Consider the following 9,405-nt stretch of genomic DNA (forward strand, 5'->3'; position numbering starts at 1 on the left):
TCACTTTAGTTTGAGCTGGGCGGTGGCGCAACGCCGTCGCCGTCGGACGGCCCCGGGAACAGCGAAAGGAACTGCCATGCCGCACTTCGTCGTCACATACGTCCACCGCGACCCCACCGGCTGGGCGCGCCACCTCGAGGCACACCTGCGGTGGCTGGTCGAGCGCGTGGAGTCGGGCGAGTTGCGTGCTTCGGGGCCGACCGCCGGGGCGGAAACGCGGGGTGAGGGGTGGGAGCGGACCGCGTTGCTGGTGTTCGCGGCTGCCGATGAGGAGGCGCTGCGCGCGGTCGTCGACACCGACCCGTACATGGCGGAGGGGCAGGTGCAGGAGATGACGGTCACCCGGTGGGACCCGATCTTCGGGGTGCTCGCCGAGGAGTCGAGCCGGGCCGGTACCGGCGACGCAGCGCTGCTCCAGCGCCTCGCCGAGCTGGCTCGGTAGGGCCCGGTAGGAGAGGACCGACGATGCTCTACGAACTCGCGACCCTGTCGCTCAAGCTGTACTCCGTCCCCAAGGCGCTGTCCGCCCTGGAGAGCTACACCATGCGCGATGCCACCGGCGGCCGACTGCTCGGCTGCTGGGAGCCCGAGCACGGCGAGATCGTCGGGCGGCTGCTCGTGCTGCGCGGCTTCGAGAACGCCGACGAGCTCACCGAGGAGCGCGGGCGCGTCCTCACCAGCCCGGACCCCTTCGGCATCGGCGAGCACTTGACCGGGTTCCAGGTGGAGAGCTACGCCCCGTTCCCCTTCCTGCCGCCGGTCGAGCCGGGGGAGTACGGCTCGGTGTACGAGTTCCGCACGTACCGGCTCAAGGTCGGGGGTCTCGTACCCACGATGGCCGGGTGGGAGGCCGCGGTGCCCGAACGCACCCGGCTCTACCCGCTGACGACGGCCATGTACGGCCTGGACGGTGTTCCCCGGATCACCCACATCTGGCCGTTTCCGGTGCTCGACGCCCGGCTGGAGATCCGCCGGGAGTCCTACGAACGCGGCATCTGGCCGCCGGAGAACGGGCCGGAGAACATCGCGGACGCCACCTCGACGATCGCCCTGCCGACGCCGATCTCGCCGTTGCGCTGACCGGCCCGTCGCGCCGAGCGGGAATCAGTCGGCGGCCCCGAGGTTCGGGGGGCCCGGGTCATGCCGGTGCCTCCCCAGCGTCGGCCGGGTGCGGGGCGTGGCCCGCGGTGAAGCCGATGACGAGGTCGGCGGCCTCGCGGCCCGGGGCGACGCGGCGGGCGTTGGCCTCGTCCGTGGTGAGGACCCAGCGTTCGGCCTCGGCGGGCTCCTTGCCGAACTGCTCGTGGCGGTCGATCAGCCGCCGTACCCGCTCCTCGGTGTCCAGCTCGACCCACCAGGTCTCGTCCAGCAGGTCGCGGACCGGGCGCCAGGGCGCGTCGTCCAGCAGCAGGTAGTTGCCCTCGGTGATGACGAGGGGGACTTCCGGAGCCACGGGGAGGGAGCCCGCGATGGGCTGCTCCAGCTCGCGTTCAAAGCCGGGGGCGTACACCGTCTCGCCGGGGCGCGGCTCCTTCAGGCGCCGCAGCAGTGCGGTGTAGCCGTACGGGTCGAACGTCTCCGGGGCGCCCTTGCGGTCCAGCAGGCCGAGGCGGCGCAGCTCGACGTCGGCGAGGTGGAAGCCGTCCATGGGGACCAGGACCGCGCGGTCGGGGCCGAGCGCCCCGACCAGGTACTCGGCGAGGGTCGTCTTGCCGGCCCCGGGCGGTCCGGCGATTCCGAGCAGCCGCCGGCCGCCGGAGTCGGCCAGGCGACGGGCGCGATCAAGAAGTTGCTGGGGAGTCATGGCGGGTGCTTTCGGGGAGTCCGGGTGAGTGCTTCAGGCCAGCCCGTTCTACACCGCCGCCCCGGGCTCCCCTTTTGAGGGGGCGCCTGCGCCGCCGTCGGTCATGGGCGCGTAGCGCCCCCGCTCAGCGGGCGGCGGTCCAGAAGTGGGCGACGTCCACGATGACCTTGCCGTCGGACTGGAAGACCCGGAACGGCAGCCGGGCCCGCACGCCGAGGCCGATCTGGGTGTCCCCCTCGAAGCTGGCGCCGTAGCGGGTGTCCCGGAAGGTCTGGTAGCCGGAGACGTTCACGCCCGGCAGCGGCTGCCGGGCCTTGCCCGGGTACGTGCTGTGGCCCGACTCGTAGTCGTAGCTGGGCGCGCCCACCCGGATGTCCAGGATCGCCCCGCCGTTCACCGGGATCGGGTCCCCGGAGCCGTCCTGGTACAGCGCGTCGACGTACCGCACGTCGAAGCGCACGTGGTCGGCGGCCGTGGCGCCCTTCACGTCGAAGACCATGCGGTCGAAGCACTCGTGCTGACCGGTCCTGATGTTCTCCAGCGGCTTGGCGTTGCCCGAGGGCGCCGTCTTCTCGCCGCTGCCCCAGCCGGTGGCGCACGCCGCGGCCGTGCCCGCACCGGTGGCCTGCGCCGCCTCCGCCGTTCCGGCCGTCACCGCCAGTCCGGCGCCTGCCAGCACGATCGCGGCGAGCGAGGTTCCCCACCGTCGCATGTCCTTACCCCCAGTGTCTCGATTGACGGATGATGCATGAGGTTTGACGGGCCGGAGGGTCCGGGGGTTGTCTCCAATCGGAGAATCTGTCGCAAAGGGTACGGTCGGGGCCGCCCCTTAAGGGTGGGGTTATCCGCAGCGCCCACCGGCCGGGTGACCGGATGGGCCCGCCCGTCCGGTTCGGACAGGCTCGTCCCCATGCCACTGATGACCGGCAAGACCGCCGCGCTGGCCCTCGCCGTCGCCGCCACCGCCTCCGTCCTGACCACCGTGTCCCCCGCCGAGGCGACCAGCGCACTCAGCTGGGGGGCGTGCGAGGGCACCGGCCACGACGCCCGCCAGGAGTGCGCCACGCTCGACGTACCCCTCAACTACCGCGACCCGGACGGGAAGCGGATCACGCTCGCCGTCTCCCGCATCCGCAGCGAGCGGCCGGACGCCCGCCGCGGCACGCTGCTGCTGATCCCCGGCGGGCCCGGGGAGTCCGGCCTGAACAGGCCGTCCACCGTCGGCAAGCGGCTACCGCAGTCGGTGCGGGACGCCTACGACCTCGTTGCCTTCGACCCGCGCGGAATGGGCCAATCCACGTCCGCGAGCTGCGATCTGGCGGCCGGGGACCGGTCCCTGGTCACCACCCGCCCCTGGCCCGCGGCCGACGGCGACATCACGGAGAACGTCACCACCGCCCGCCGCATCGCCGACACCTGCGCCCGCAACGGCGGCGACCTGCTGCCCACCCTCAGCACCGTCAACGAGGCGCGCGACATCGACAGCGTCCGCCGGGCGCTCGGCGAGCGGAAACTGTCGGCCTGGGGCCGGTCGTACGGGACGTACGTGGGGTCCGTGTACGCGCAGCTGTACCCGGAGCGCACCGACCGCTGGGTGCTGGACAGCAACGACGACCCGGACCCGACGCGGGTGGGGCGCGGCTGGCTGGCCAACTTCGCGGTCGGCGCCGAGGACACCTTCCCCGCCTTCGCGAAGTGGGCCTCGGACCCCGGCAGTCCGGTCCGCCTCGCCGACACCCCCGCCGGGGTGCGCCGCCGCGTCCTCGGCCTGGCCGCCCGGCTGGACGCCGAGCCCCTGCGCTGGGACGGCGCCAACCCGCCGGTGCTGAACGGGAACGTGTTCCGCCAGAGCGTCCTGACCGCCCTGTACTCCCGGGCCCAGTTCGAGGGGCTGGCCCGGCTCGTCGAGGACGCGGAGGACGGCAAGGTGCCCGGCGCGGTGCCGCCGGTTCTGCCGCAGGACACCGCGGCCGTGTCCTTCGCGACCCTCTGCAACGACGTGGAGTGGCCGACGTCGATCCCCGGTTACGCCCGCGACGTCGCCGCCAGTCGCGCCTCCCACCCGCTCACCGCGGGCATGCCGGTGAACATCACGCCGTGTTCCTTCTGGCCGTACGAGCCCCAGGACAAGCCGGTCCGCATCACCGACCGCGGCCCGTCCAACGTCCTGCTCGTGCAGAACCGCTACGACATTGCCACGCCCTACAGCGGGGCGCTCAACGCGCGCCGCGCCTACGGCGACCGGGCGCGGATGGTCACCGTCGACGCCACGGGCCACGGCGCGGCCTATGTCCCGGCCCCGTACACCAGCGCCTGTGCGGACCGCGCGGTGACGGACTACCTGGTGCGCGGCGAACGGCCGGTGCGCGACGTGTCCTGCCCGGCACCGGAGGCGGAAGCCCCGGAAGGGCCGTGAACGGCCGCGCGGCGGTCCCGGTCGGCCTGACCGGGACCGCCGCGCGGCCGTTCACGGGAGCGAACGGAGTGCTCAGAGGCGCTCGGGCGTCCGGATGCCCAGCAGGGACATGCCCTGCCGCAGCGTGCGGGCGGTCAGGTCGCACAGGAAGAGCCGGTTCTCGACCTGGGCCGGGCCGTCCTCGGCCTTCAGGACCGGGCACTGGTCGTAGAAGGTCGTGAAGAGCGAGGCCAGCTGGTAGAGGTACGCGGCGAGCTTGTGCGGCTCGTACGACGCGGACACCTCGGCCAGCGTCTCCGCGAACTGGTCCACGTGGAGGCCCAGCGCCCGCTCGGCGGGGGCCAGCGGCAGCTCCGGGTGGGGCGCCGGGGACTGCGTCTCGTCGGCGCGGCGCAGGATCGACTGGATGCGGGCGTACGCGTACTGGAGGTAGACCGAGGTGTCGCCGTTGAGCGAGACCATCTGGTCGAGGTCGAACTTGTAGTCGCGGGAGGCGGAGGTGGACAGGTCGGCGTACTTCACCGCGCCGATGCCCACCTGGCCGCCGCGCTCCTGGATCTCCGCCTCCGTGAGGCCGAGCTTCTCGCTCTTCTCCCGGACCACGGCCGCAGCCCGCTCGCTCGCCTCGTCCAGCAGGTCCTCCAGCCGGACCGTCTCGCCCGCGCGGGTCTTGAACGGCTTGCCGTCCTTGCCGAGGACCGTGCCGAAGGCGAGCTGGACGGCGTGCACCTTCTCGTTCAGCCAGCCGATCCGGCGGGCGGTCTCGAAGACCATCTTGAAGTGCAGCGACTGCCGGGCGTCCACCACGTACAGCAGGGTGTCGGCCTGGAGGTTCTGCACCCGGTCGCGGATCGCGGACAGGTCGGTGGCCGCGTAGCCGAAGCCGCCGTCGGACTTCTGGACGATCAGCGGCACCGGGTTGCCGTCCGGGCCCTTGACGTCGTCGAAGAAGACGCACAGCGCGCCCTCGGAGCGGACCGCGACGCCGGACTCCTCCAGCAGGCGGCAGGTCTCGGCCAGCATGTCGTTGTAACCGGACTCGCCGACCACGTCGGGGTCATGGACCTCGATGTCGAGCTTGTCGAAGACCGAGTAGAAGTAGATCTTCGACTCGTCCACGAACTTCCGCCACAGGGCGATCGTCTGCTCGTCCCCGGCCTGGAGGTCCACCACCCGCCGCCGGGACCGCTCCTTGAACTCCGCGTCGGAGTCGAAGAGCGCGCGCGCCGCCTTGTAGAGCCGGTTCAGGTTGGACATCGCCTCTTCGCCGGAGGCGGCGTCCTTGTGGTCCAGCTCGTGGGGGTGCTCGATCAGGTACTGGATGAGCATGCCGAACTGGGTGCCCCAGTCGCCGATGTGATGGCGCCGGATCACCTTCTCGCCGGTGAACTCCAGGATCTTGACCACCGCGTCGCCGATCACCGCCGAGCGCAGATGGCCGACGTGCATCTCCTTCGCCACGTTCGGCTGGGCGTAGTCGATCACGGTCGTGCCCGCGTCGGCCGCGAACGGGACGCCGAGCCGGTCGTCGGCGGCGCGCGCGGCGAGGGTCGCGGTGATGGCCGAGTCCGCGACGGTGATGTTGAGGAAGCCGGGGCCGGAGACCTCGATGTCGGCGATCACCGAGTCGGGGTCGGCGGAGGACGGGGCGACCGGGAGGCGCTCCACGACCTTGGCCGCCAGCTCGCGCGGATTCCCCTTCAGCTGCTTCGCCAGCGCCAGCATCCCGTTGGCCTGGAAGTCGGCCCTGTCGCTTCGTCGCAGCAGCGGGTCCGCGGAACCGGCCTCCGGCAGGGCAGCCGTGAGGGCGTTCGCGACGCGCTGGTGGACCGAAGCGGCAAGGGAGGGGACCGAGGCCATGGGTGAGGTGCCGTTCCTATAGAGGGCTGGGTTACCAATCTGGCCACCCCAGTATTTCATGGGCCGTCCAACCCTTTCTCCGGGCTGTGGACGCCTGTGGACAACTCCGGATGCGGATGACGACAACCTGTGGGCAACCCCGAAGGCCCCTCCTCCGTCTGGGACAATGGTCGGTGCCATGACCGCAAGGAAGGAAGTGCCGACCGTGGCTCAGAGCACCGAGACCGACTGGGTCTCCCGATTCGCCGACGAGGTCATTGCCGAGGCGGAGCGACGCGCGCCCGGCAAACCGATCGTCTGCGCCTCGGGCCTCAGCCCGTCCGGCCCGATCCACCTCGGCAATCTGCGCGAGGTCATGACGCCGCACCTGGTCGCCGACGAGATCCGGCGCCGGGGATACGACTGCGTGCACATCCTGTCCTGGGACGACTACGACCGGTACCGGAAGGTCCCGGCCGGGGTCGACCCGTCCTGGTCCGAGCACATCGGCAAGCCGCTGACCTCCGTCCCGGCCCCGCCCGGATCGTCGTACGCGAACTGGGCCGAGCACTTCAAGGCGCCGATGATCGAGGCGCTGAGCGCGATGGGCATCGAGTTCCACGGCATCAGCCAGACCGAGAAGTACACCTCGGGCGCCTACCGCGAGCAGATCCTGCACGCGATGCACCACCGCGAGCAGATCGACGCCGTCCTCGACCGGTACCGCACGAAGGACAAGCCGGGCGCGAAGGACGCGAAGAAGCAGCAGCAGAAGAAGCAGAAGCCGGTCGACGAGGCCGAGCTGGAGGCCGCCGAGGGCTCGGGGGCGGCCGCCGAGGACGACGGCAGCGCGGGCGGCGCCGGGTACTACCCGTACAAGCCGTACTGCTCGGTCTGCGAGCGCGATCTGACGACCGTGACCTCGTACGACGACAAGACCACCGAGCTGACCTACACCTGCGCCTGCGGCCACGCCGAGACCGTGCTGCTCAGCGAGCACAACCGCGGCAAGCTGGTCTGGAAGGTCGACTGGCCGATGCGCTGGGCGTACGAGGGCGTCGTCTTCGAGCCCTCCGGCGTCGACCACTCCTCGCCCGGCTCCTCGTTCGTGGTGGGCGGGCAGATCGTGCGCGAGGTCTTCGGCGGCGATCAGCCGATCGGCCCGATGTACGCGTTCGTGGGCATCAGCGGCATGGCCAAGATGTCCTCCTCCAAGGGCGGCGTGCCGACCCCGGCCGACGCGCTGGAGATCATGGAGGCGCCGCTGCTGCGCTGGCTGTACGCGCGCCGTCGGCCGAACCAGTCCTTCAAGATCGCCTTCGATCAGGAGATCCAGCGCACCTACGACGAGTGGGACGCCCTGGAGCGCAAGATCAACGACGGTTCGGCGCAGCCCGCGGACTCCGCCGCGTACAGCCGGGCGACCCGCACGGCCGGCGGTGAGCTGCCCCGCACCCCGCGCCCGCTGCCGTACCGCATGCTCGCCTCCGTGGTGGACATCACCACCGGGCACGACGAGCAGACGCTGCGCATCCTCGGCGAGCTGGACCCGGCGAACCCGGTGACGTCCCTGGACGAGACCCGGCCGCGGCTCGACCGGGCCGAGCGCTGGATCACCACCCAGGTCCCGGCCGAGCAGCGCACCCGGGTCCGGGACGAGCCGGACACCGAGCTGCTGGCCTCGCTCGGCGAGACCGAGCGCGAGTCGCTGCGGCTGCTGCTCGACGGGCTGGACGAGCACTGGTCGCTCGACGGGCTGACGACGCTGGTCTACGGCGTGCCGAAGCTCCAGGCGGGGCTGTCGGCGGACGCCAAGCCGACGCCGGAGCTGAAGGTCGCCCAGCGGGCGTTCTTCGCGCTGCTCTACCAGCTGCTGGTCGGGCGGGACACCGGGCCGCGGCTGCCCACCCTGCTGCTCGCGGTGGGGGCGGACCGGGTGCGCAAGCTGCTCGTGGCCTGAGCCGGACGACGATAAACGGCGTGAGCCGGGCGGGCCGCGGGCCCGACCGGCTCACGCCGTTATCGAGGCCCTGATCCTGCGCTTTACGGGATGTGCTCCGCCTGCATCTCGGTGCGGTAGCGGTCCTTGTAGTCGTTCACAAAGCCGGTCAGCTCGTCGTTGCTGAGGTCGGCGACGCCGTACGCCTCGCGCAGCCGCTGACCGAACTGGTACGCGGACGGGAAGCGTCCGTTGTCGGCGAGGTACTGGCGGTAGGTCGCGTAGAACACCTCGTCGCGCGGGACGTCGTCCGGCATCGCCGCCGCGGCGGGCGCCCCCGGCTGCTCGACGTACAGCTGTTCTTGGCCGCGCTGCTCCTGGCCGCGCTGCTCCTGGCCGCGCTGTTCCGGGACGTACGCACCCTGGGCGTTCCCCACGCCCTGGCCGCCGAGCTGGCGGACCCGGTTGGGCCCGACCGGCACGGTGACCTGCGGCTGCCCGGGCTGCTGGGGCCCGCCCGGCTGCCCGGGCTGCTGGGGCCCGCCCGGCTGCTCGTGCTGCGCCGGATGGGCAGCGGCGGCGGGGTCGAACGGGACGGCGCCCCGGCCGTCGTGCTCCTGACCTGTCGGCTGCTGGTAGACCGGCAGCGGCAGCGAGAGCGGCAGTTCCTGCGGCTGCTGCTGAGCGGGAACGGCGCCGAAGCCGGTGCCGTCGGCCGCCCCGTAGACGCCCGGCTGCCCATGGGCCGCGCCGTAGACGCCCGGCTGCATCCCCGGGTACGCCGTCTCCGGCGTCCGCCCGGCCCCGCCCCCCGCGGTGCCCGACGGCAGCGCGGTGGGGGAGAAGGCGCTCGCCTCCAGCCCGGCCGCCTCGAGGCCCGCCGGGGCGGTGTCCGACAGCGGCACCCCGTAGCGCGCCAGCCGCAGCGGCATCAGTGCCTCCACCGGGGCCTTGCGGCGCCACTGCCGCCCGTAGCGGGCCTGGAGCCGGGTCTGGTAGACCAGCCGGTCCTGTTCCAGCTGGATGACCTCGTCGTAGCTGCGCAGCTCCCACAGCTTCATCCGGCGCCACAGCCGGAAGGTCGGGATCGGCGCCAGCAGCCAGCGGACGAGGCGGACCGACTCCATGTGCCGGTCGGCGGTGATGTCGGCGATCCGGCCGATCGCGTGCCGGGCGGCCTCGACGGAGACGACGAAGAGCACCGGGATGACGCCGTGCATGCCGACGCCGATCGGGTCCGGCCAGGCGGCGGCGCCGTTGAAGGCGATGGTCGCCGCGGTGAGCATCCACGCGGTCTGGCGCAGCAGCGGGAAGGGGATGCGGATCCAGGTCAGCAGCAGATCCAGGGCCAGCAGGACGCAGATCCCGGCGTCGATCCCGATGGGGAAGACGTTGGCGAAGGCGCCG

The 9,405-nt window shown here is 72.1% G+C and carries 8 protein-coding genes; 4 read left to right on the top strand and 4 right to left on the bottom strand.

Features of this window, described 5'->3' with window-relative positions:
- Positions 1 to 76 precede the first annotated feature (76 nt).
- Both LCH29_RS41475 and LCH29_RS41480 read left to right on the top strand, forming a co-directional pair.
- On the top strand, positions 77 to 442 hold the full coding sequence (locus LCH29_RS41475; RefSeq protein ID WP_446466855.1) for a YciI family protein: 366 nt from the start codon (positions 77 to 79) through the stop codon (positions 440 to 442).
- Between the two features lie 23 nt (positions 443 to 465).
- Complete coding sequence (locus LCH29_RS41480) at positions 466 to 1,080, top strand: NIPSNAP family protein (RefSeq protein ID WP_446466856.1); 615 nt, start codon at positions 466 to 468, stop codon at positions 1,078 to 1,080.
- A 58-nt stretch (positions 1,081 to 1,138) separates the two neighbouring features.
- On the opposite strand, the gene LCH29_RS41485 is transcribed toward LCH29_RS41480, so the two are convergent.
- A complete protein-coding gene (locus LCH29_RS41485; protein ID WP_446466857.1) occupies positions 1,139 to 1,804 on the bottom strand; it encodes a nucleoside/nucleotide kinase family protein in 666 nt (221 codons plus the stop codon).
- A 124-nt stretch (positions 1,805 to 1,928) separates the two neighbouring features.
- On the bottom strand, positions 1,929 to 2,516 hold the full coding sequence (locus tag LCH29_RS41490) for an AMIN-like domain-containing (lipo)protein (protein WP_446466858.1): 588 nt from the start codon (positions 2,514 to 2,516) through the stop codon (positions 1,929 to 1,931).
- A 198-nt stretch (positions 2,517 to 2,714) separates the two neighbouring features.
- Between LCH29_RS41490 and LCH29_RS41495 the strand changes: the two genes are divergently transcribed.
- Positions 2,715 to 4,220 (top strand): alpha/beta hydrolase, encoded by a 1,506-nt coding sequence (locus LCH29_RS41495; protein WP_446466859.1) that lies wholly within the window; start codon positions 2,715 to 2,717, stop codon positions 4,218 to 4,220.
- 72 nt (positions 4,221 to 4,292) lie between these two features.
- On the opposite strand, the gene argS is transcribed toward LCH29_RS41495, so the two are convergent.
- Complete coding sequence (argS, locus tag LCH29_RS41500) at positions 4,293 to 6,080, bottom strand: arginine--tRNA ligase (protein WP_446466860.1); 1,788 nt, start codon at positions 6,078 to 6,080, stop codon at positions 4,293 to 4,295.
- Between the two features lie 178 nt (positions 6,081 to 6,258).
- Here argS and lysS point away from each other — a divergent pair, with 178 nt between their 5' ends.
- The gene (gene lysS / locus LCH29_RS41505) at positions 6,259 to 8,019 is read left to right on the top strand and encodes a lysine--tRNA ligase (protein ID WP_446466861.1); all 1,761 of its coding nucleotides are present in this window, start codon (positions 6,259 to 6,261) and stop codon (positions 8,017 to 8,019) included.
- Between the two features lie 83 nt (positions 8,020 to 8,102).
- On the opposite strand, the gene LCH29_RS41510 is transcribed toward lysS, so the two are convergent.
- On the bottom strand, positions 8,103 to 9,405 hold a 1,303-nt coding region (locus LCH29_RS41510; protein WP_446466862.1), incomplete at its 5' end, for a DUF2637 domain-containing protein.

Source organism: Streptomyces sp. BRA346 (assembly GCF_052851135.1).

What these genes read in the sequence shown, in the direction of transcription:
- LCH29_RS41475 (WP_446466855.1), top strand. Translation starts at nt 77, where the DNA reads ATGCCGCACTTCGTCGTCACATACGTCCACCGCGACCCCACCGGCTGG.
- LCH29_RS41480 (WP_446466856.1), top strand. Translation starts at nt 466, where the DNA reads ATGCTCTACGAACTCGCGACCCTGTCGCTCAAGCTGTACTCCGTCCCC.
- LCH29_RS41485 (WP_446466857.1), bottom strand. Translation starts at nt 1,804, where the DNA reads ATGACTCCCCAGCAACTTCTTGATCGCGCCCGTCGCCTGGCCGACTCC.
- LCH29_RS41490 (WP_446466858.1), bottom strand. Translation starts at nt 2,516, where the DNA reads ATGCGACGGTGGGGAACCTCGCTCGCCGCGATCGTGCTGGCAGGCGCC.
- LCH29_RS41495 (WP_446466859.1), top strand. Translation starts at nt 2,715, where the DNA reads ATGCCACTGATGACCGGCAAGACCGCCGCGCTGGCCCTCGCCGTCGCC.
- argS (WP_446466860.1), bottom strand. Translation starts at nt 6,080, where the DNA reads ATGGCCTCGGTCCCCTCCCTTGCCGCTTCGGTCCACCAGCGCGTCGCG.
- lysS (WP_446466861.1), top strand. Translation starts at nt 6,259, where the DNA reads ATGACCGCAAGGAAGGAAGTGCCGACCGTGGCTCAGAGCACCGAGACC.